This window comes from Anaerobium acetethylicum (genome assembly GCF_900096945.1).
GTDB lineage: Bacteria > Bacillota > Clostridia > Lachnospirales > Lachnospiraceae > Anaerobium > Anaerobium acetethylicum.
The window spans coordinates 28,962-52,028 of sequence record NZ_FMKA01000007.1 but is presented as its reverse complement, the minus strand read 5'-3'; the positions used below and the strand labels follow the sequence as shown (position 1 = coordinate 52,028).

Sequence of the window (23,067 nt, the reverse complement as noted above, 5' to 3'; positions counted from 1 at the left end):
GCCGTTTTAGCCAGGCGTATCAATTCTCGTGTCTGTTCAGAATCCCAGTCCTGAACAGCTGCACACACACTCTGTTTTCGGGTTACTTGCTTTCTGGAAGCATGTCCGGCACCATGATTACCTTGAGTGCGCCGTCTGCACCTGTCTTGGCAATTTCGAAAGCTTTTTCCCAGTCTTCTAGTGCGAATTTATTTGTGACCACGTTTTCGGTTGGAAGTTTGCCGTTGCCGATCCATTCGATTACAGTGTCATAACAGAAAGGACTCAGGTGGGCACCCAGCAGATCCAGTTCTTTACGGTCGGAAATGATGGACCAGTCGCAGGTTACTTCCTGGCCGAAAACGGAGAATTCAACAAAACGCCCCATTTTACGGATTGCCTGAAGGCCCTGGATCACGCTTGATGGATGTCCGGTTGCTTCTATATAGATGTCGCAGCCGTATCCGCCGGTCATTTCCTTGATTTTAGCAACGACGTCTTCCTTTGCAGGGTTCATAACGATGTCTGCGCCAAACTCTTTGGCTTTCGCAAGACGTTCGTCGTTCATATCAAGTACGACCAGGCATTTTGGGTTGGCCTGCTTGATCGCGCCTACCATGCCGAGTCCAAGCGTTCCAACGCCGGACTGTACAACGAAGTCTCTGGTTGTGATCTGCGCGCGTTCCACGCAGTGGAAGGAGCAGGCATATGGTTCGATCAAAGCGGCCTGTTCGATCGGCATATCTGCAGGTACGAGATAAGGAAGGGCTTCTTTTGTCAATTTTACGTATTCAGCCATGCCGCCGTTTACGTTCTTCTGGAATCCGAACAGATCGTGCTTCTCGCACATCCAGTGGCGTCCTGTTTTGCAGAACATGCACTCTCCGCATGGAACGATCTGCTCTGGGCAGATGCGGTCGCCCAGTTTCCAGCTTCCTTTTACGTTTGGTCCGAGTTCTACTACGGTACCTACAAATTCATGTCCCGGGATCATAGGTGCTTTTATGTAAGGGGGCTGTCCGTCGCCGCCCCAGAAGCTCTCGGCTCCTGCAAAGGCTTTTGTGTCTCCGGCACAGACGCCGCATGCTTCTACTTTCAGGATCATTTCTCCGTCTCCGGCCCTTGGCGTATCCACTATTTCAAAGCGATAGTCTCCAGGTGCGTAGGCAATAATTGCTTTCATTTTTTTTGGTAAAGTACTCATAGTGTTGGTCTCCTTTTTCTTTCAATAGAATTTTAAGTGAACTTGGTTTTAAAATACGCGCGTCAGATGAAAGTTATGTAAATGTTGTTTACTTAAGTGTAAGTTTAACTTCAAAATGTTTTTTAGTCAATTGTTAATGTTACACAAATAAAACATACAAAAATCGTGTATAATTCTTCGGGATCAGGCACAATAGAGCGGGATATGGGCGACGAAATGCTGTGAGGAAATCATGCAGGGAGAAGACGCTTATATAGAAGAAACTGCTGTCAGAGTGCAAATGACAGACTCCCCAGCTTGGGGAAGGTGTTGAAAAGTTGCAAAAAACAGGTGAAAAGGATGAAACATTGACAAATATATAACAGGTTAAAACATAAACGAACAAGTAAACATGGTAAAATAGCATAAAAAAACAAAAATAAATATGTGATAAATGGTCAATTGACACATTTGGATAAAGAAAGTATACTTGAGTAAATCAATCTAACAAAAGTAATTCGGTTTAACAGAAATGTAATGAGGCTTAACAGAAACGGAGGTATTATATTGCAAAGTGATAATATTCTGGAAATGAAAAAAATCAGTAAGATATTCCCCGGAGTAAAAGCGCTTGACGGTGTTGACTTCAATGTCAAAAAGGGAGAAGTACACTGCCTGATCGGCGCCAACGGTGCAGGGAAATCTACATTAATGAAAATTTTGTCTGGTGCCTATACGGAAGATGAGGGAGAAATTTTATTTGATGGAAAAGTTTTAAAGCCACATGGAACCCAGGAACGCAGGAAAGAAGGCATTTCTGTTATTTATCAGGAACTGTCCCTCTTTAATGATCTGACGGTCGGCGAAAATGTCTACGTTAACAATTTTCCAAAGACGGCGGCAGGCGCGGTGGACTGGAAAAAAGTGTATGACAACACGCAGAAGCTTGCAGACAACCTGAATATCAAAATCAATGCCCGGGCAAAGGTTTCGTCATTGAACATCGGGCAGCGGCAGCTGACGGAAATCATGAAGGCACTGGCATGTGACGCAAAGCTCATCGTTATGGATGAACCGTCATCTACCCTGTCCCAGTCGGAATTTGAAATCCTCGTCAAGGTAATCAAGGATCTGAAGGAAAAGGGAATCACGATCATCTATATTTCCCATCATCTGGAGGAGCTTTTTATAGTAGGAAACCGGATCACAGTTCTCAAGGATGGAAAATTCGTCGTATGCAAGAGAACGGACGAGCTAAACGAAAATTCGCTGGTAGAATATATGACAGGAATTACCATTTCCCAGATCGAGACAGAAGAGACGGAAGTACACAAGGTTTCGGAGGAAGTGGTCCTGGAGCTGAAGGATATGAGCAACTATAAAGTCTCGAATATCAACCTGGCTCTGCATAAAGGAGAGGTACTTGGACTCTACGGCCTGGTCGGGGCCGGCAGGACAGAGATCCTGCAGTCGATTTTCGGACTGGCGCCCATAACTGGCGGGGAAATGTACCTGCAAGGGGAAAAAGTGAATATCAAGGATACCCAGGACGCGATTGGACATAAGATCGGACTGGCGCCTGAGAGCAGGAAGACCCAGGGACTGGTGCTGATGCTCCCTGTATGGGAAAACATGTCCATGGTGGCGTTATCGAAGTTCAAAAAGAATGGAATCATACAATATAAGGATATCAATGAAGAATGTAAGAACTATAAAGAAATGCTCAACGTGAAGACGCCCTCTGTCAATACGATTACCCAGAACCTGTCTGGAGGAAATCAGCAGAAGGTAATCCTGGCAAAATGGATGATGCAGGATTGCGATATCCTTCTGCTGGATGAGCCAACTCAGGGTATCGATGTTATGGCAAAAGAAGAAATCTATAAACTGATCCGCGAGATGACAAATATGGGAAAAAGCGTGATCGTGGTATCTTCGGAATTACAGGAACTGCTTAGGATAAGCGATAACATTCATGTCATGTATGACGGAAAACAGATCATGTCCTCGAATAAAGCGAGCTTCAATTCGGACCAGATTCTGCATGCATCAGTGGTAGGGAGGATTGCCTAATGGAAAGTAAAATGAGTATCAGCACAGTGCTGAAGAAGTATAATCTGATTGTTATGTTAATTGTTTTTATCATTATTTCTGCAATATTGTCTCCAAGTTTTCTGACTCTGAATAACTTTTTAAATCTGCTTCAGCAGGCTTCGATTCCGGGTATTGTGGCGATCGGAATGACGCTTGTAATCCTGATCGGCGGCATCGACCTGTCGGTAGGATCTGTACTTGCATTCGCCGGCATGGTCACTTCCATGCTCGTGTACCGCATGTCGGGAAGCATGGCGGGAATCATTCTGGGATGCCTGCTTGGTCTTGCGGTCAGTGTTGCCATGGGTCTCATTACCGGTTTCCTGATCTCCAAATTCAACCTGCCGGATTTCATCGCTTCACTGGCGATGATGGAAATCGCAAGAGGAGCGGCATTGCTTACGACAAGCGGAAACCCGGTGTTTGGCCTGGGCGATGCCTTCCATGTAATGGGCGGCGGCTTCGCTTTTGATACGGTTGCCATAAGCGGTGTTTTCTGGATCATATTAACGATCACGTTTGCCCTTGTTTTAAAATATACCCTGTTCGGGCGCAGCCTGTTTGCCATTGGCGGAAACAGGGAAGCGGCCATGCTTTCGGGAATCAAGACAAAGCGCAATTATACGATTACCTACGTGCTGAGTGCAATGCTTGCAGGTTTTGCCGGTATTCTTACAGCATCCTGGATGTCCACCGGACAGCCAACTGCAGGAAACGGATATGAACTGGATGCGATTGCAGCAAGCGTAATCGGAGGCGCCAGCTTAAGCGGCGGCGCAGGTTCCGTTGTGGGAACCTTCGGAGGCGTATTCCTGCTCCAGATATTAACGAATATTTTCAATCTTGTAGGGCTGCCATCCTATTACCAGAGGATAGCAAAGGGAATCATCATCATTTGCGCGCTTCTGTTGAACAGGTTTGTTGCAAAAGAAAGAAAATAAGTAATAGTTCAGATCCTCATGAATGAAAAAGTGGCGGCTTCTATTCTAAGCTGACGGCTTTTACATAAGCTGACAGGTACACATGGTAATCTGATCAGTGCACAAAACGAAAAGGAGAATGAAAAGATGAAAATGAAAAAACTAGCAGCAATTGCAATGTCAGTCGCAGTTACAGTTTCTTTGGCAGGATGCGGAGGTACCACGGAAAAAGAGGCTACCGGCACGACTACCCAGAATGAGTCTGCAGAGGAAACGAAGGATACGTTTACCATTGGATTTTCTAACTGTTCACAGGACACCCCGTTCTTTGCGAACATGACTCCGATCATCGGGGATTATGGCAAGGAAAAAGGGCTTGAGGTAATTTCTCTCAATGCGGACAATGATGTTGCAAAACAGAACAAAGACATTCAGGATCTGATTTCACGCGGAATTGATGTGCTTCTGGTTAATCCTGTGAATGAAGATGGTCCTTCGGCAGGAATTGAAGCCTGCAACAAGGCAGGCATACCTGTCATTACTGTAGATAAGAATGTAAAAAAAGGATATGATGCCTGGGTCGGAAGAGATAACAAAGAGATGGGCAGACTTGTAGGAGAAAGACTGATTGAGCTCCTTGGCGGCAAAGATGCTGCAAAGGGAACGATCCTGGAGATCCAGGGAACTGCTGGCTCCACGACTATGATGAACAGAAGAGACGGTTTCGACGCAGCAATTGCAGAGGCACCAGGCCTGAAAATCGTACAATCTTCCTATTGTGATTACGACAGATCAAAAGCGATTCCTGCAACACAGGATTTATTACAGGCAAACAAAGATGTAGTTGCAATTTACGGACATAACGATGACATGGCTCTGGGAGCAGCTCAGGTCTGCGCGGAACAGGGATTCGCAGATGTTCTTGTATGCGGCGTGGATGGACTGATGGAAGCCGTATTGAAAATTGAAGAAGGCGGATATGCATGTACTGCTTCTAATGACCCTGTTCTTCTGGGACAGACAGCAGTGGATACTGCGATCAAAATAATGGCAGGCGAAAAAGTGGAAGAATTTGTAGATGCGGGAACAGTAGTTATTGATGCTGATAATGTTGCTGATTATGCAGACAAAGAACTTGATTTTGCAACCATGGTAAAATAAGGTCCCGACAGGAACGGAACAGGATGGAGGGATGAAAGGTGGTTACGAAAAAAATGATCAGGACCATTGATGAATTACAGAAGATCCAGCGGCTGGCAACACAATGTGCATCGGACGTGGCATTCCACAATACAGACAGCACCATCATTATTGATGCAAAAAGCTATATCGGCATGTATGCGTTGGATTTTCAGGAACCAATTTTAGTAGTCAGTGAGGATGAACAGTTTCATCGCGATATTGCTTCTATCGGAGAGACAGTGACAAGATAAAAGAATTTGACGCAGCTATCAAGGATGCAGTCCTGAACTGCTGCGATCTGACGAAGGTAAGGAGGGATGCACATGTTGGGTGTGCGTCTTTCCTTATCTTCGTAATAAGATGAAAGAAAACGTTACTGTTCACTCTGTAATCAGTAACAAGAAAACGCCCGGAGCTGCCAGCGGGATTTCCGACTGGACAAAGACGGATTCACTAGGTTATCATAGAAGTTATCAAAGTTTAAAGGAAGCTGTTTTCCAAGTGGCAGATCAGCAGATAAAGTAGTTCTGGAGGTGGGGTATGGATACGAATTTTACCGTTGCGGTATTAAAAGAAAAAAACAAGAAAAATATACTAGATTACATCTATAAAAATAAAGAGGTTTCCCCCCAGATGATTTCGGAGGATTTGAATCTGAGCCGCCCGACGGTGGCACAGGTTTTGAAAGAATGGCAGGAGGCTGATGTAATCTATCAAAAGGGAAATGTGGAATCGACAGGCGGGAGAAAGGCGAAAAAATATATTTTCAACAGCCTGGGAAAAATCGCCATTGGATTGGAAATGCTGAGCGACCGCTATGAAATCGTGGCGATCGATCTGTATGCCGATACGCTGAAATTTGAGAAATTCCAGTACCCTTTTTCTAATACAAAGGAATATTATGATACGGTCTGCGAATCGGTAAACAGGTTCATTGAAAGCCTGCAGACGACCCGGGATAATATTCTTGGAGTGGGAATCGCGCTTCAGGGGCTTATTTCTGCTGATGGTAAAGAGGTCATATACGGAAAAATATTGAACTGCACAGGCCTGACGATCAGTGAATTCACATCCAGAATTCATCTTCCCTGTACCTTTAATCATGATGCAGAGTCGGTCGCCAACGAAGAACTGTGGCTGAATCCGGAGCTGGATAATGCGATTTTCTTTAACATCCGGGACAATTTGAGCGGTGCAGTCATCATCAATGGCGAATTCTTCCGTGGAGGAGAACTGAAAAGCGGCGTTTTCGAGCATATGACGCTGGTTCCTAACGGACACCCTTGTTATTGCGGGAAAAAGGGATGCGTCAATTCCTACTGTTCGCTCAATGCCCTCCTTAAGCCGGGAGAAAGTCTGGAAATCTTTTTCCAGAAACTGCGAAATAAGGATCAGAAAATCGAAAAGCGATGGCATGCTTATCTGGAACATCTGGCGGTCGCAATCGACAATCTGCATATGTTCATCACCAGCGATGTCGTTCTGGGCGGTACCCTGTCAAAATATCTGACGGAGGAAGATGTTCAGGAGCTTCAGGAACTGGCATATCAGTGCTCTGCTTTCCCTTCCCGCGAACAGTATATTAAAATCAGCAAAAGTGTAATTATGCCGCTTGGAATAGGAGCTGCGATTCCTTTTGTGAAAAAATATATGGAGGAATTGAAGTAAATGAAGTGTCAAAAGCCCATTTACAAAATAGTGTTCGTCAATTTGCACAGCTTTCGGGAATGAGGACGTGATGCAAAACATGTTCATTCGCAGCGCGCTCTCGCTTAGATGAAGACGTAGTGGTACGTAAGGCCGCAAAGTACGCGGCCCAATAAGTGCTGGTACCTGACACCATAAACAAAAGTTTATGGTGTCAGGTACCAAACGGGGCTGGTAACAATGAGAGAATTTCAATGAAAAACGATAATTGCTGTGATAAAACAGCATGAAAAACACAAAAAATCACTGTTTTATAAAAAAACAGTGATTTTTTTGCTTCATCAGGATATAATATAACAAAAAGTGAAAGGAATTTCGGGAAAATGAAACCATATCAAGCCGATAAGTTACCAACAGAGTATAAAATAGATAAAGAATTGCTTCGATTACTAGCTGAATCAAATGAAAGATATGGAGAATATAAATCATTATTAAATACCCTGGAGTTTGATACGAAATATTTTCTGGATTCCGTCTTATTAAATGAAAGCTATAAATCCACACAGATAGAAGGCACTCAGATATCCCAGGATGAAATGTATTATTTAAAATATCTGGAGCAGACAGATGACAATCTGGAAATACAGAACTTGAAAAAAGCAGTTGAATTTGCATATGAAGAGCTGCAGGAACAGAAAAAAATAAACTTATATTTTGTAAATCAGATGCATCGTATTCTGCTGAATAGTGTAAGGGGTTCAGAAAAAACACCTGGACAGATCAGAACAACACAGAATTGGATTGGACCAAGGGGAGCTGGAATAGATGGTGCAATCTTTATTCCCCCAGAGCCGGAAGCTGTTCCAGAACTGCTGGGTAATTTGTTTGAATATATGAACGATGCGTTTATTGATCCGCTTTTTGTAAATGTAGCGATATCACATGCACAGTTTGAGACTATTCATGCATACAAAGATGGAAATGGGAGATTGGGAAGAGCTCTGATTCCGGTGCAAATGGCACTTTTAGAAGAAGGAAAGCCTGTTTTATTTTTATCAGAAATTATAGAATTATACAAACCGGCCTATCAGCGCAGTTTAATGGAAAGCAGGCGTGGTAATGTAGCAGGATTCATCAAATTTTTCCTGCAGTGCGTGATTGACCAGTGTAATTCATATATCTATAAAATAAATCGCATCAAGGAAATATACAGGGAGGATATGAAGGCGATAGAATGCTTCAGAGGTAATTCGGTCTATCGTATTATGCCTGTAATCATGCGCCAGATTGTATTTACAAAAAAAGAAGTGCAGGATGAATCAGGTGTGTCTGTAAATGTCGTGTCCAATATCATTAATCAGCTGGTGAAGATGGGGATTGTTGTAAAAGATAGTTCTGTTATAAAAAAGGGGTACAGATATCAGCGTATTTATGATGTGTTTGTGGGAAGGCATGACGCTTATTAGGGTTTTGCGTTGTTAAAAGATAAGTAACTGTTCAGTAGTCCTGAATAGTTACAAAGATGATTTTGAAAGGAGTAAGTCATGGCATTAGAAAATAAAATGGGTATAACGGATTCTTCGGAACTTGCCCGTATGGAAGAAAAAATCAGCAAGATGAAAGCCCTTGAGTTGTTTGAAAAGGAATTGTTGGATAAATTCGAAATTGGTACATTCGAAGGACTTGCAGAAATCCATCAGTATCTTTTTGGCGAAATTTACCCTTTTGTCGGAAAAATGCGTAATGTAAATATTGCAAAGGGTGGGTTTCGATTTGCACCCGTTATATATCTGGAAGCTGCTCTTAAAAATATTGATCAGATGCCACAGTCAACTTTCGATGAAATTATTGAAAAATATGTTGAGATGAATGTTGCACATCCATTCCGTGAAGGCAATGGCCGCAGTATAAGAATATGGCTTGATGCGATTTTGAAGAAGGAGATTAAGCGCGTTATAGATTGGAGTCAGGTTGATAAAGAAGATTATCTGCTTGCAATGGAACGCAGTCCTGTAAAAGATGTGGAAATTAAGGTTTTGTTAAAAGCTGCACTGACTGATCAGATTAATGACCATGAGGTTTATATGAAGGGTATTGATGCAAGTTATTATTATGAGGGGTATTATATCTATAATATAGAAAATATTAAATAAAGTGGCGTACCAAGTGGTACCACATGGTGGTAGCTCGCATGGTGGTACCCGCTTGGTACCTGACACCATAAACAAAAATTTATGGTGTCAGGTACCAAGCAATGTGGTGTCAGGTACCAAGCAGCCCCTAAGCAGTACCCTCTGCCTTCTTGTTAGCCTGATTCAGGTAGGTTTTCTTAACAAATACAAACAGGCAGACCACAGCGAACAGAATTCCTGCAAGGTAGGAAATTGTTGTGCTGAGTTTGAAGCCTTCCGGCGCCATCAGTATATAGGTAAGGCTTACCGCTGACATGAATGTGGCAGGAATGACGGCCATCCATGGATTGCGGTTGTTTTTGTAAAGGTAGGCACCGCCTGCCCATAATGCAAGCATTGCCAGGGTCTGGTTGCTCCATGAGAAATAACGCCAGATAATAGAAACGTCCATCTGAGTCAGAAGGGCACCGATTCCCAATATAGGAATGGTAAGAGCCAGTCTTTTCTTAAAGCTGGCCTGGTCGATCTTCAGCCAGTCTGAAATGACCAGTCTTGCGCTTCTGAATGCAGTATCACCTGAGGAAATCGGACATGCAATAACGCCGATCATGGCAATAACAGAACCTACAGGTCCAAGAAGCTTTGTGGTGATGTCATAGACTACAGGACCCTGTCCGCCGAGTTCTTTTAATGCAGACCCGAGGCCGCCGGTGGTTCCGTAGAATGCGCAGCCTGCAGCTGCCCAGATAAGTGCGATAACGCCTTCGGAAACCATTGCTCCATAGAAAATCCTCCTGCCGTCGCGCTCTGATTTCATGCAGCGCGCCATCAACGGAGACTGGGTTGCGTGGAAACCGGAAATCGCACCGCAGGCAACAGAAACGAACATCATTGGCCAGATCGGTGTATTAGCCGGGTGCAGGTTGGAAAGTGATATCTCAGGAATGGTATAACCCTTGACGATGATTCCGCCAGCAACTCCCAAAGCCATAAAAATCAGGGAAAGGCCGAAAACAGGATAGATTTTTCCGATAATCTTATCAATGGGAACAAAGGTTGCAATAAAGTAATAAGCAAGGATTACAACCAGCCAGAAAGTTATGTTTAATGCGTCCGGAGTCAGCATGGCAAGCAGCGCTGCAGGTCCGGTTGAGAAGGCAACGCCAACAAGGATGAGCAGTACGACAGAGAATATGCGCATGATTTTTTTCATGACAGGGCCAAGGTAGATGCCTACAATTTCTCCGATTGTGGCTCCGCCGTGCCGCATGGACATCATTCCGGAAAGATAATCATGAACGCCACCAGCGAATATGGTGCCGAGCGTAATCCAGATGAAAACGACAGGGCCCCATAAAGCGCCTGCAATGGCGCCGAAGATAGGTCCGAGGCCTGCGATGTTCAGAAGCTGGATCAGGAATATCCTCCAGTTTTCCATTACGACGTAGTCTGATCCGTCTGCCATTGTGATTGCCGGAGTTTCCCTGTCGTCAGGGGTGAAATTCTTTTCCACGATTTTTCCGTAAACAAGGTATCCTCCGATCAGTAATACAAGACATGTAAAAAATGATATCATATGTTTCCCGCCTTTCGGTTGTTTTTTTATAGGCGTATTTTAACATAAACAGGGCGGGAAGACTTTGAAATAGGTACAACATGCATAAAAGACCGTGCGAAATGCAGAAGTGGAGACATCAAATCCCGAATAGTTTTTTGAGAGTTTTGATCTGGGTTCTGCTGACGGGAAGGTTTGCTGTTTCAAATCCGGCCATTTTCACGCAGAAGGTTCCGTTGAACCAGGGATATATCTCAGAAGCGTATTTCATGTTGATCAGGTAACTTTTCTGGATGCGGAAGAAACCGCTGGTAGAAAGTTTGTCCTCGTAGCAGGAGAGGGTGGTGCAGTCCCTGTATTCCCCTGATCTGGTATGGATGATGCATATCCGGTTCTGTGACTCAATATAGACGATTTCGGAAATGTCGAGGAGGAGGATTTTCTTGTCAACGGTGACTGGGATTTTAGAGGTAAGGCAGCAGGATGCCTCTGCAGAATGAGCCTGCTTCTTCCTGCTGTACTTGTCAAGCATCTGCGTTACCTTTTTTGCAGAAAAGGGTTTTAGCAGATAGTAAATGGCATCTATCTCAAAGGCTTTTTCTGCATAATTATTATAGGCAGTGGCGAATACGATTTCCGCATCAGGTAGAATCTTCCTGGCCGTAGCAGCCAGAACGGTTCCGCTGATATCTCCGAGATTGATATCGATGCAGAGAAGGTCGAAACGTTCATTGGACAGTATTTCGAGTGCGGTTTCGCCATTTTCTATCTCTGTTATGATGGCTTCGGGAGCAGCTTCCCTGATCAGGTAGCTGAGTTCGCTTCGTGCCGGCTTTTCATCATCTATGATTGCGACTTTCATTAAAATTCCTCCAATCTTAAGCTGTTTTTTCTCACGGGAATGTGCAGACGGACCGTCGTACCCTCCGGTGTTGAGGAAATATCCAGCCCTCTGCCGTAAATATAGCGCAGGCGTCTTTCCACATTGGACAATCCGATTTTCCTGCAGTCCATGGTATTGGCTTTCAGGTGAAGGAGAAGGTCTTCCGGTATTCCGAGGCCGTTGTCTGAGACGGAAATAATTACGGTATCTTCCTGTTCTTCAGCGGTTATGCTTATGGTTCCCTGTTTCCGCTTCATCGCCCCGTGCTTGACGGCGTTTTCGACGACCGGCTGCAGAATCAGGCAGGGCAGCTGGCAGTCCAGGGATTCCGGTATTTCCGTAATAATCTGAAGCCTGTCTTCAAACCGTGCTTTCTCCAGCTGAAGGTAGGCTTCCACATAGTCAAGCTCGTCATAAATGCTTACGAAACCATCCTGTGTCTGAATGGAATTGCGGAAATAGGTCGCAAGTGCAATCAGGAGTTCCCTGGCTTTGCCAGGTTTTTCCCTGCAGAAAGCACTGATCGTATTCAGGGAATTGAAGATGAAATGCGGATTGATCTGAGACTGCAGTGCCTGAAATTCAGCCTTTTCCAAAAGCCTCTGCTGCTTCTCGATCTGGGATAGTTCAAGCTGGATGGAAAGAAACTTGCTGAGGCCGTCGGCGAATTCGATATCTGAATGAAGGGAAATCTTATATTTATTTGTAAAAATAATCATGCATCCGAAAACCTTGTCGTTCTTTCGAAGAGGCGCGGCTATGGCGACTGATTTTTGAAATGCCTTCGACAGGATATCGCCAGGTGCCGTCTCTTCGGCGATGCACACGCTTCCGCTGCAGATCGTTCGGCGTGCCAGTTCGGGGATTTCGTGGTGGCGGGGGATGTACATCAGATGTTTGCCCTCGGAGCTGAGGATTTCCGCTGTATCTGTAAAAATGATGCCCAGATCCTTCGTGGATTCCAGGATGATTTTGCTGATGCTGCGGCAGCTGTCCTGATCATACAGGCCGGTCTGCAGGATGGGCAGGCATTTCTTTGTAATATCAAATATAAGCCCGACCTTTTTGCCGATTTCATACTCTTGCTCCAGGATTATGTTTTTGAATACGCCTACAAACAGGACCATGCCGATAGAATTGAAAAGAATCATCGGGCCTGCGATAGCGCGCACCAGTTCCAATGCATGGGAGTATGGTTTTGCAATCAGCAGGATGATGACCATCTGAAGGATTTCGGCAATAAAGGTTAGCAGGAACAGGTCGGATTCCTGGTATTTCGTTTTTTTGACATAGCCGGTAAATGAAACGGCAATTATGCCTTCCGCCAAGGTCGAGATGGCGCATGCAAAAGCAGTAAACCCGTTGATGTCTATCAGGTACCGGTGGATAGAGGCGATGATTGCCGTGCTGATTCCGACGACAGGGCCGCCGATAAACCCGGCTGCCATAACACCGATTACCCTGGTATTGGCAAGGGCATCGTGGACGCTGATCCCCATGTGGGTGGAGAGAATGCTGATGGTTCCGAAGATGAGAATCATGATCATATTCTCGCGGAGCGTATGTTTCTGGCGCACCACGAATTTTTTGACGATGCGCATCCTGCCAAGAATCTGTGCAATCAGAACGAGCATGCCAATGTTAAATATTACACCTTTGAAAATTCCGATATCCATTTAGAGGATCCTGCCTTTCGAAAAAGAATCTTTATTTGTATTATGCTATCCGGGGGAAAATCAAGCAATCTTTGAAGGCTTCAAATGGTAAAAAACGCTTCCAGATTCCCTGCCTTTTCACTATACATGAAGATGATGCGGGAATCAAGTGCACTCCTTTTTCGATATCCATTCATGGTACCTGACACCATAAACAAAAATTTATGGTGTCAGGTACCATGAAAAGGTACTAAACAAATAGCGGTACCTGACATCATAAAGCCCGCATCCTTGACTCAACATCCCATATATCATACAATGTAAGTAGGATATATAAACAAATAAGACTAAAGGAGGGAAACATGTCAATCTATCTTTTCATAACCGCAGTCATAATCATAATCTGCATTCTGTTCAATAAAATATCAAGTAAAATCGGGATTCCGACCCTTTTTGCATTTATTCTTCTGGGAATGCTGTTCGGGTCGGACGGTCTGGTCAAAATTCCTTTTGATGATTTCCGGGCTGCCGAACAGATCTGTTCCATAGCCCTGATTTTCATCATGTTCTATGGCGGGTTTGGCACCAACTGGAACGAGGCCAGACCAGTGGCGGTAAAATCAATCCTTCTTTCAACCATAGGAGTGGCGGCAACGGCCGGCCTCACAGGCCTGTTCTGCCATTTCGTGCTTCATATCGGATTTCTTGAGAGCCTTCTGATCGGCTCTGTCATCAGTTCGACAGATGCGGCTTCCGTTTTCTCCATACTCCGGTCAAAAAGGATGAACCTGAAGTACAACACGGCATCCATGTTGGAAATCGAAAGTGGAAGCAATGACCCAGGCTCCTACATGATGACGGTCATCGTGCTTTCTGTCATGAATGGGCAGGCCAGCGCCGGACCGATTCTGTACACGGTATTTGCCCAGCTGGTCTACGGTGCTGTCATAGGCGTTGGAATCGCGGCAGCAGCTGTCTTCATACTCCGTCGCTTTCAATTCGCGACAGAGGGGTTTGACGCTGTTTTTGTATTTGCCATAGCTGTTCTGGCCTACGCCGTGCCAGGCCTAATAGGTGGAAACGGATATCTGAGCGCTTACATTGTAGGGATCATTCTGGGAAATTCCAATATAAAAAATAAGCAGGCTTTCATTCATTTTTTTGACGGGGTAACTGGAATTATGCAGATGCTCATCTTCTTCCTGCTGGGCCTTCTTGCATTTCCTTCCCAGCTTCCGTCAGTGCTGAAAACAGCCATTGCCATATTCCTGTTTCTGACGTTTGTGGCAAGACCGGCATCCATATTCCTGATCCTGTTTCCAGCAAAGAGCAGGATGAAGCATATGCTGTTCATGTCATTTGCAGGACTCAGAGGTGCCGCCTCTATCGTATTCGCAATTATGACGGTGGTGGATCCGGCCAGTACGAATCATGATATCTTCCATATCGTATTTTTTATCGTGCTTCTGTCCATTGCGTTCCAGGGAACGCTGCTTCCATTTATGGCCAGTAAGCTGGATATGATTGATGAGAATACAGATGTCCTTAAGACCTTCAACGATTATTCTGAGGAAACGCAGGTGCAGTTTATCCGGCTTGAAATAGGAGAGAAGCATCAGTGGAAGGGTAGGAAGCTCAAGGAAATCGTATTTCCACCGGATACGCTTCTGGCTATGATCATCCGTAACAACGAGACGCTGGTCCCCAACGGAAGCTCCGTCTTGCAGGAAAATGATGTTGCCATATTGAGTGCCCTGTCTTTCGATCAGAAAACCGAAGTCCATCTGGTTGAACTGCCGATCAGGACAGGAAACCGCTGGATCGGGAAAATGATTTCGGAATTTTCCCCAAATCCTGGCCAGATCGTCATCATGATAAAACGCGGAGAGCAGATTATTATTCCGAAAGGGCCCACAAGAATTCAGGCCGGAGACGTGCTGGTAATGAACAAATTTGGTACCTGACAAATTTGGTACCTGACACCATAAACAAAGACAAATTTGGTACCAAATTTATGGTGTCAGGTACCATGAAAGGTACCATGAACATCGCTTAGATGAAGACGTAGTGGTACTTGGGCCGCACAATACGCGGCCCAAGTACCAACGTCTTCATAAAGCTGCTCATTGAATCATGTTTTGCATCACTGCGTGATAGCTGGCGAATGTGCAAATTGACGAAGCCGAGGTTTAAGATGTGCTTTTGATACTTCTATTCTATAAGTTGCATTCTTTTTTTGCGCTGTTTTCCAGATGAGAGATTTTCGTTTTCATGGTAAAATAGTAGATAATTAAGGGATATTGATGAGCAGTCCCATAGAGTGGCTGAATAGAGAGGGTATTATTGCGTGACAGCTTTACTGAATTGTCCGAACACTTGGACCATCATGAAAGGAAGGTGGAAGCAATTGATAACCATATATCTGACATTGGCAGCTGGATTGCTGGTTTTGGTCAAGGGAGCAGATATCATGATCAGCGCAGCATCCAGGATCGCAAAAATATTAAAGGTCCCCGATTTTGTCGTAGGGTTGTTCATCGTCGCAATGGGCACCAGTGCGCCAGAAGCGGCGATTGGAATATTTTCGGGAATCCAGGGAACAAACCTGCTTACCCTGGGAGATGTGATGGGAAGCAGCATTGTAAATATTACTGTTATACTTGGATTGACAGCGCTGATCTTTCCAATTGAAGTGGATTCCCGGGTGCCGAGAAGGGAACTTCTGCTGTCTGTGCTTATTCAGACAGTGCTGGCTATTATGATAGTGACTTCAGGTACATTGTCCAGACTCGAGTCGGCGATCCTGCTGGCAGGAATGTTTCTGTTTGTGGGCTACATTGCGGTAAAAACAAACCAGGCATCGGAACATGAGAAACCTGATACGGTATTTGAGGATGACGTATTTGAGTACCTTGAAGATCAGGAGGTTTTGGTTGAAACTTCGGATGATGTGCCGGAAGAGGTAAGGGTGCCGGAAGAGATAAGGGTGGCTGAAGAGGTAAGGGTGCCGGAAGAGATAAGAGTACCGGAACAGGCAGAGGAAGAGAAAGCAGAATCCATGAAAAAGCAAGCGGTCTTGTTTTTTCTGGGTCTTGCGGGATTAGTGGGCGGAGCTATTTTTGCGGTAAACAGTGCGGTGAAAATCGCACATTCTCTGGGATGGAGCGAAGAGTTTATCGGGCTGACTGTGATAGCCTTCGGCACATCCCTGCCAGAATTGGTTGCCTGCCTGGTCGCTGCGCTAAAAAAGAAAGAGGATATTGCAGTTGGCAATATTATTGGAAGCAATATTTTAAATATCCTGTTTGTGCTGGGAGTCAGCGGGCTTCTGCATCCAATCAGGGTGGCAGGTCCGGATATCTTCTTTGATATGCTTGCCATGATTGGAGCATCTGTTCTGCTTATGGTACCGACATATCTGTATGGAAAAGTTTCCAAGAGAACGGGATTTGTCTTTATCAGTTACTACATCATTTATATGGCGATAAAAGTTAGCAGGTACCTGACACCATAAACAAAAATTTATGGTGTCAGGTACCAATGAACAGTGAACGAACCATGAACAGACAAACTCTACGGAACGTTTATTGTAATTCTCCTATAATCTGATATACTTTCCATGAGGTGAATAAAGATGGACTGCAGTAAAACAGGAGACCTGATTTCTAAAATCAGGAAAGAAAAGAAAATGACCCAGAAGCAGCTGGCAGAACAGCTGAATGTCAGCGATAAAGCGGTGTCAAAATGGGAAAGAGGACTTGGTTGCCCGGATGTTGTGCTGTTAAACGAACTGGCTGATCTATTAGGAATAAATGTGAAAGAACTCCTCTCAGGGGATCTGAATCTGAATGATATGGATGGAGGAAATATGAAAAAGACGAAATTCTATGCGTGTCCGAATTGCGGGAATATGATTGCAAGCACAGGTGAAGTAAGCCTTTCCTGCTGCGGCAAGAACTTACGGGAATTGGAACCAAAGAAAATGCAGGAAGAGGATCATGAGCTGACGGTAGAGACAGTGGACAACGAATATTATGTCCATCTGAAGCATGATATGCATAAAGGCCACTTTATTTCGTTTGTGGCTTATGTGACCTGTGACAAGCTCTATGTGAACAGATTGTACCCGGAGCAGAATGCGGAGGTCCGCTTCAGGAAATCAGGACATGGGATGATGTATGTCTTCTGTACGGAACATGGGTTGTTTCGAAAATTAGTCTGACGGATCGTTGTCAGAGCCGGCAAATAAGCAGAGCTATATGATACTGTTGAGGCATGCATACCTGTTATTCGGGCGTGCATGCCTCAATTTTAACGTGGCGGCCTATCTTTGGCGGCTGTTTATATCCTGCAGGCCCCGGGTTTTCATGATTTCAGTTTCGATACACTCACAAAAAATATCTTGTGCTATAATGAAAAAGAGTGGTAATTGCCGCAGAACGTATCTTAAGGAAAAGAGAGAAAGGGTGTACGAGAATGAAAATAAAATTCGGTATTATGGGACTTGGAGGAATTGCACACCGGTTTGCAAAGGTGATGAAGACCCTGGAAGGGGTCGAACTTACAGCAGTCGCATCTTCGGATGAAGACAGGTCAAGGCAGTTCGCGGATGAATATGGGGTGGAAAAGCATTTCGGGAATTATGCGGCACTGGCGGCAGAACCTTCCGTAGATGTGGTCTACATTGCCCAGACGCATGACCGCCATTACGAACTGATAAAGCTCTGTATCGAGCATAAAAAAGGCGTATTGTGCGAAAAGCCGATGGTCCTGACGGAGCAGCAGGCAATGGAGGTTACGGAACTGGCGAAAGAGAACGGCGTGCTGCTGATGGAGGCCATGTGGTCCAGGTTCATCCCGACCTTCCAAAAAGCGAAGGATTGGATTGCCGGGGGCAGAATTGGAAGTGTCAGGCTTGTGCAGGCGTCGTTCTGCTTCAATTTTCCGTTCGATCCGAAGCACCGTCTCTATAATCCGGATACTGCAGGAGGAAGCCTTTATGACGCCGGTATCTATCCGATTGAATTTACTACCGGAATCCTGGGCGAAAATCCGGTGGAAGTCAAGGCGGCAGCAACTCTGTGCGAGACCGGCGTGGACGACTACGTGGCCATGGTGATGAGATTTGAAAGCGGAGCCCTGGCAACGTTAAGCTGCGGCCTGCGCGCGGAAACGAACAGGGACGCATGTGTCTATGGTGATAACGGATACGTGGTGGTCTATGATTTCCTGGGATCCAGAAAAACGGAGCTTTACGACAAGAGCAACCAGCTGTGCGAAACCTTCGAATCCGAATTTGAAGATGGATTCTGCTATGAGATCCAGCATTTTGCGGAGCTTTTCAGGGATGGGAAGACAGAGAGCAAAATCATGCCGCACAAAGATAATGCCGCTGCGGCCAGGATATTTGAGGAGGTCATGGGCCAGATACATGGTAAACAGGTTCATTGAAAACCTGCAGAAACCCCGGAAACTGTTTAAGGTGTATGAATGGGACATTGGTACCTGACACCATAAACTTTTTTTAATGGTGTCAGGTACCAGACGGGTAGGTACCAGACGGAGGCAGGTGAGAAAAATGACCAGGGACATGAAATCGTCAATCGAACAGAAATACAAAAAAGGGAACCAGATCCTGTTTTCCAGGGACAGCGAATGCCTTCAGGAGCTGATACGCCTGATCGAAATGCAGAAGCACAGGACCCTTGTGATGTGGGCATTCGACTGCGTCCGCGCCCCCATCGAAATGCTGAAAGAGAGATATCCGGATGAGGCCAGACCGGGAAGGGCGCTTGAACTGGCCGAAGCATGGGCCAGGGGAAACGTAAAGATGCCGGAGGCCAGGAGGGCGATCCTGGATGCCCATGCTGCCGCGAAAGAGATGGAGGACAGAGCGGATATCGCCCTGGCGCACGCGGTCGGGCATGCCTCCGCAACTGTCCATGTGGAAACACATGCCCTGGGCCTGGTGTTCTATGAACTGACTGCCGTCGTATTACGTGCCGGGCTGGAATCATATGAGTCTGCCGTGGAGGAGAAGCTCCGGTACTACTATGACCGGCTGCTGTACTGGCAGGAAAATATCGACAAGATCCAGGTCTGTTGGGCAAAGTTCCTGTTGGACGATGCGCGGCCGAACAAGGAAAAGGTGCTGAATGAGAAAAGGCGGCCCGGAAAAAGGAGTAGCCGGCAGGAATGAATCCTGCCGGCTATTATGAAAAAGAATATATGAAAAATGAACGAATCATGTAATTGTCATTTGTTTGGAAAGTTTGTGTTCTTTTTGATGTTTTTATTATATCCATGGAATGTGTTAAAACTATGAACGTATTTTGAAAATTAAGTGAACGTACTGGAAAGTTTGTATGAAATGGTTCGCATGAGCGAAGGGTGAAAAATGATGAAACGGTGAAAAATGATGAAACGGTTATTGCGAGAAGAAGGTCGTAGTCCTGAATAGTTACAATAATAACAATAGATGCAGAAGAGACTGCGGACGGATTTTATGAAATCCCGTCCGCAGTCTCTTTTTATCTCAGGAAAGTTTGTCCTATGATATAAAAAACACCTCCCGAGACAGAGGTCCTGAACAGTTATTTGACAAGATACGTTAAAAAATCGACCAGTTATGTCAGAAATGAAAAACAGGACTGCATTTGTGATAAGTTTATGGAGAGAAAAACGGTGACATTCAGTCAAAAAAAATAGAAACGGTGAAGCATCCGGAAAAGGAATCATGTTCGGGTGGTGTGAAAGGTGTGGATTATGAAATATCAAAGTATAATCGAAAAAATGACACTGGAAGAAAAGGCGTTCATGATGTCGGGAAAAGGTACCTGGCAGACGGTAGGCTATGAAAAATATGGGATTCCATCCATGTTCCTGTCGGATGGCCCTCATGGCCTCAGACGTCAGGCAGGGGCTGCGGATCATCTGGGATTGAACGGAAGCCTTCCGGCTACCTGCTTTCCAACGGCGGCAACCATTGCAAACAGCTGGGATGAAGACCTGGGAGAAGAGATCGGGAGATGCCTGGGAGAAGAGGCTGTGGTGCAGGATGTGCAGGTCCTGCTCGGACCGGGGCTGAATATCAAAAGGAGCCCTCTCTGCGGAAGGAATTTCGAATACTTCAGCGAAGATCCGTACCTGGCAGGAAAGATGGCAGCAGGATATGTAAGGGGAATCCAGAGCCAGAAAGTGGCGGCATGCCCGAAGCATTTTGCCGTGAACAGCCAGGAGCTGAGAAGGATGGCAAGCGATTCCGTCATAGATGAACGGACGTTCCGTGAGATTTATACGACGGGCTTTGAAATCGCTGTGAAGGAAGGAAAGGCAAAGTCCATCATGTCTTCCTATAACCAGATCAATGGCGTCTACGCAAATGAAAACAGCCATCTGCTGCGGGAGATCCTGGTGGATGAATGGGGATTCGACGGCTTTGTGGTTTCGGACTGGGGAGCCAGCAATGACCATGCCCTGGGCGTGAAGAACGGAAGCCAGCTTGAGATGCCGTCCACCAGCGCAGCAGGAGCGAAGGAAATCATCGACGCCGTCAAAAACGGGACACTGGAAGAAAGCATTCTGAATGAAAGGCTTGACGAACTGCTGCAGGTCGTTTTTGACACCCATATGGAGAAAAGGCCTGAGAAATTCGATATGAAGAAGCATCATGAGGCAGCGAAAAGGGCGGCAGCCGAAAGCATCGTGCTGCTGAAGAATGCGGATCAGATCCTTCCCCTGGACGGAAAGGTATCAACGGCGGTCATAGGTGATTTTGCAGAGACGCCGCGCTATCAGGGAGCGGGATCTTCTGTGGTAAATCCGACAAAACTGGATACGACTCTCCAGCTGATCGGCGGATATAACATCAGTTATGCCGGATATGCAAAAGGATATGAAAGAACAGGAAAGACAAATCCTGGCCTGCTTGAAGAAGCGGTGAATCTGGCCAAAAGTGCCCAGGCAGTCCTGCTGTATATCGGACTTGACGAAATCAGCGAATCGGAAGGCATGGACAGGATCCACATGAAGATGCCGAAGAACCAGACAGATTTATTGGAGGCGGTTGCAGAGGTAAATGAAAACATTATCGTGATCATGTCAGCCGGTTCCGCAGTGGAAATGCCCTGGATCGGTTCCGTGAAAGCGGTGCTGCATGGTTATCTGGGCGGGCAGGCAGGAGCAGGCGCAATGCTGGATGTAATCACCGGAAAGGTGTGCCCAAGTGGAAAGCTGAACGAGACCTATCCCCTGCGGTATGAAGATACCCCGGCATACAATTATTATCCGGGCCGGGAAAGAAGCACGGAGTACAGGGAAGGGCTGTATGTGGGTTACCGGTATTATGAGACAGCCGGCATACCGGTACTGTTTCCGTTCGGGTTTGGCCTGAGCTATACGCAGTTTGCCTATTCCGATATAGAGGCGGCAGACAAGGCGGTATCCTTTACCCTTGCAAACACCGGAAGCTGCAGCGGAGCCGAAATCGCCCAGCTTTACATATCCGCGGATTCTCAGAAAATCTACAGGCCGGCAAAGGAACTGAAGGGATTCCGGAAGGTGTTCCTGAGGGCGGGAGAAAGCAGAAGAGTCACGATTCCATTGGACGACAAGGCTTTCCGCTACTTCAATACCAGTACGAATACCTGGGAAGTAGAGGCCGGAAGCTATAAGGTCCTGGTCGGGGCCAGCGTGCAGGATATCAGGCTTGAGGCCCAGGTCACTGCAGAGGGAACGGCAGGCGAGGTTCCGGATCTCAGGACAGATCTGACCGCTTATTTTTCCGGTACTATCCGGAATGTGGAAGATGCCGAATATGAGAAGCTGTTAGGACATGAAATACCTGATGGCAGCTGGAATTCGAATGGCATTCTGGATATCAATGATGCGATCTGCCAGATGTATGATGCAAAGAGTCCGCTTGCAAGATTTGCATGCCGGATCATGACAATCATAAAGGACAGGAGCGAGGCAAAAGGGAAACCGAACCTGAACATTCTGTTCATCTACAACATGCCGTTCAGGGGGCTTGCAAAAATGACCGGCGGCGCGATCAGCATGGAGATGGTGGAGGGCATACTGGAGATTGTCAACGGGCATTTCTTCAGAGGCCTGGCCAATCTGATTGGTGCGAAAAGAAGATTAACGAAGGCGAACAAAGAGCTCTCGCAGAAAATGAAAGATGCGGGAAAGGAACAGGAGGATAACAAATGGATGACTCAATCGTAAAACAGCAGAGGGCTATTGTAAGAAAGTGGAACGGCCTGAAAGATAAGCACCCGGCAATTGCACAGTTTCTGGTATTTTTTATTATCAGCAACGGGGTGACCGTGCTCCAGATGATCATGATGCCGCTTCTCAAATACATATTCGGATTCACCCCTCTGGTGAGCACGAATTTCCAGATCTGGCCGGTAGGACAGAATCTGGATGGAAGCGCCTATTATATTTTCGACTACGGCTCCGGGGCGATTGCCGGCGGAGGCGGAGGCGGCCTGGCCTATTTCCTGGCTGTGGAGATCACCCTGTTCATTGCACAGGTAATCAATTTCTTCCTGCAGAGGAATGTGACCTTCAAGTCCAAGACAGGAATCGGGAAAGCGGCATTCTGGTATTTCGTGGCATGGCTCCTGATTTCCGTGGGAGCATCAGCGATGCAGGGTCTGTATAAGACGCCGATCTATACATTCCTGATGGGAGCATTCGGAACATCACTGGGAACAGCATTGGCAGATATTGTGACAATGTTCATCAACTGTATCATTTCGTTCTGGGTATTTTTCCCGATTTTAAAAATCATATTCAATGAAAAATCAGAAGAAAAAGCAAGGTGACAGT

18 protein-coding genes are annotated in these 23,067 nt (G+C 45.8%); 14 read left to right on the top strand and 4 right to left on the bottom strand.

Going from position 1 to position 23,067, the window contains the following annotated elements; genetic code table 11:
• Nucleotides 1-82 precede the first annotated feature (82 nt).
• Nucleotides 83-1,183, bottom strand: a complete 1,101-nt coding sequence (locus BJR36_RS07985) for an alcohol dehydrogenase catalytic domain-containing protein (RefSeq protein WP_091232503.1) — start codon at nt 1,181-1,183, stop codon at nt 83-85.
• A gap of 546 nt (nt 1,184-1,729) precedes the next feature.
• Between BJR36_RS07985 and BJR36_RS07980 the strand changes: the two genes are divergently transcribed.
• From BJR36_RS07980 to fic, 7 genes are all read left to right on the top strand, one after another.
• The gene (locus tag BJR36_RS07980; RefSeq protein WP_207648834.1) at nt 1,730-3,235 is read left to right on the top strand and encodes a sugar ABC transporter ATP-binding protein; all 1,506 of its coding nucleotides are present in this window, start codon (nt 1,730-1,732) and stop codon (nt 3,233-3,235) included.
• Nucleotides 3,235-4,197: an ABC transporter permease gene (locus BJR36_RS07975; protein WP_091232496.1), complete on the top strand. Its 963-nt coding sequence runs from the start codon at nt 3,235-3,237 to the stop codon at nt 4,195-4,197. The genes BJR36_RS07980 and BJR36_RS07975 overlap by 1 nt, the downstream gene beginning before the upstream one ends.
• A 126-nt stretch (nt 4,198-4,323) precedes the next feature.
• Nucleotides 4,324-5,337, top strand: a complete 1,014-nt coding sequence (locus BJR36_RS07970; RefSeq protein WP_091232492.1) for a substrate-binding domain-containing protein — start codon at nt 4,324-4,326, stop codon at nt 5,335-5,337.
• A 38-nt stretch (nt 5,338-5,375) separates the two neighbouring features.
• Nucleotides 5,376-5,609 carry a hypothetical protein gene (locus tag BJR36_RS07965; RefSeq protein ID WP_091232489.1) on the top strand — a complete coding sequence of 78 codons (234 nt, stop codon included), beginning with the start codon at nt 5,376-5,378 and terminating at the stop codon, nt 5,607-5,609.
• Nucleotides 5,610-5,898: 289 nt separating this feature from the next.
• Nucleotides 5,899-7,026 (top strand): ROK family transcriptional regulator, encoded by a 1,128-nt coding sequence (locus BJR36_RS07955; RefSeq protein ID WP_091232483.1) that lies wholly within the window; start codon nt 5,899-5,901, stop codon nt 7,024-7,026.
• A 362-nt stretch (nt 7,027-7,388) separates the two neighbouring features.
• Complete coding sequence (locus BJR36_RS07950) at nt 7,389-8,471, top strand: Fic family protein (protein WP_091232475.1); 1,083 nt, start codon at nt 7,389-7,391, stop codon at nt 8,469-8,471.
• A gap of 78 nt (nt 8,472-8,549) precedes the next feature.
• On the top strand, nt 8,550-9,158 hold the full coding sequence (gene fic / locus BJR36_RS07945; RefSeq protein WP_091232473.1) for a protein adenylyltransferase Fic: 609 nt from the start codon (nt 8,550-8,552) through the stop codon (nt 9,156-9,158).
• Between the two features lie 127 nt (nt 9,159-9,285).
• Here the strand turns inward: fic and BJR36_RS07940 are convergent, their stop codons facing one another.
• From BJR36_RS07940 to BJR36_RS07930, 3 genes are all read right to left on the bottom strand, one after another.
• Nucleotides 9,286-10,713 carry a carbon starvation CstA family protein gene (locus tag BJR36_RS07940; protein WP_091232471.1) on the bottom strand — a complete coding sequence of 476 codons (1,428 nt, stop codon included), beginning with the start codon at nt 10,711-10,713 and terminating at the stop codon, nt 9,286-9,288.
• Nucleotides 10,714-10,831: 118 nt separating this feature from the next.
• Nucleotides 10,832-11,554 (bottom strand): LytR/AlgR family response regulator transcription factor, encoded by a 723-nt coding sequence (locus BJR36_RS07935; RefSeq protein WP_091232470.1) that lies wholly within the window; start codon nt 11,552-11,554, stop codon nt 10,832-10,834.
• Nucleotides 11,554-13,251 carry a LytS/YhcK type 5TM receptor domain-containing protein gene (locus BJR36_RS07930; RefSeq protein WP_091232468.1) on the bottom strand — a complete coding sequence of 566 codons (1,698 nt, stop codon included), beginning with the start codon at nt 13,249-13,251 and terminating at the stop codon, nt 11,554-11,556. The genes BJR36_RS07935 and BJR36_RS07930 overlap by 1 nt, the downstream gene beginning before the upstream one ends.
• Nucleotides 13,252-13,592: 341 nt before the next feature.
• On the opposite strand from BJR36_RS07930, the gene BJR36_RS07925 reads away from it, so the two are divergent.
• The 7 genes from BJR36_RS07925 to BJR36_RS07895 all read left to right on the top strand — a co-directional run bounded on the left by BJR36_RS07925 (nt 13,593) and on the right by BJR36_RS07895 (nt 23,063).
• Nucleotides 13,593-15,194: a potassium/proton antiporter gene (locus BJR36_RS07925; protein ID WP_091232466.1), complete on the top strand. Its 1,602-nt coding sequence runs from the start codon at nt 13,593-13,595 to the stop codon at nt 15,192-15,194.
• Nucleotides 15,195-15,616: 422 nt separating this feature from the next.
• Nucleotides 15,617-16,744 (top strand): calcium/sodium antiporter, encoded by a 1,128-nt coding sequence (locus tag BJR36_RS07920; RefSeq protein ID WP_169823629.1) that lies wholly within the window; start codon nt 15,617-15,619, stop codon nt 16,742-16,744.
• A 120-nt stretch (nt 16,745-16,864) separates the two neighbouring features.
• A complete protein-coding gene (locus tag BJR36_RS07915; RefSeq protein ID WP_091232463.1) occupies nt 16,865-17,452 on the top strand; it encodes a helix-turn-helix domain-containing protein in 588 nt (195 codons plus the stop codon).
• A 254-nt stretch (nt 17,453-17,706) separates the two neighbouring features.
• A complete protein-coding gene (locus tag BJR36_RS07910) occupies nt 17,707-18,681 on the top strand; it encodes a Gfo/Idh/MocA family protein (protein WP_091232459.1) in 975 nt (324 codons plus the stop codon).
• 76 nt (nt 18,682-18,757) lie between these two features.
• On the top strand, nt 18,758-19,429 hold the full coding sequence (locus BJR36_RS07905) for a putative immunity protein (protein WP_242875499.1): 672 nt from the start codon (nt 18,758-18,760) through the stop codon (nt 19,427-19,429).
• A gap of 566 nt (nt 19,430-19,995) precedes the next feature.
• Complete coding sequence (locus BJR36_RS07900) at nt 19,996-22,458, top strand: glycoside hydrolase family 3 C-terminal domain-containing protein (RefSeq protein ID WP_091232453.1); 2,463 nt, start codon at nt 19,996-19,998, stop codon at nt 22,456-22,458.
• Complete coding sequence (locus BJR36_RS07895) at nt 22,440-23,063, top strand: hypothetical protein (protein WP_091232450.1); 624 nt, start codon at nt 22,440-22,442, stop codon at nt 23,061-23,063. Before BJR36_RS07900 ends, BJR36_RS07895 begins: the two co-directional genes overlap by 19 nt.
• Nucleotides 23,064-23,067: the final 4 nt, after the last annotated feature.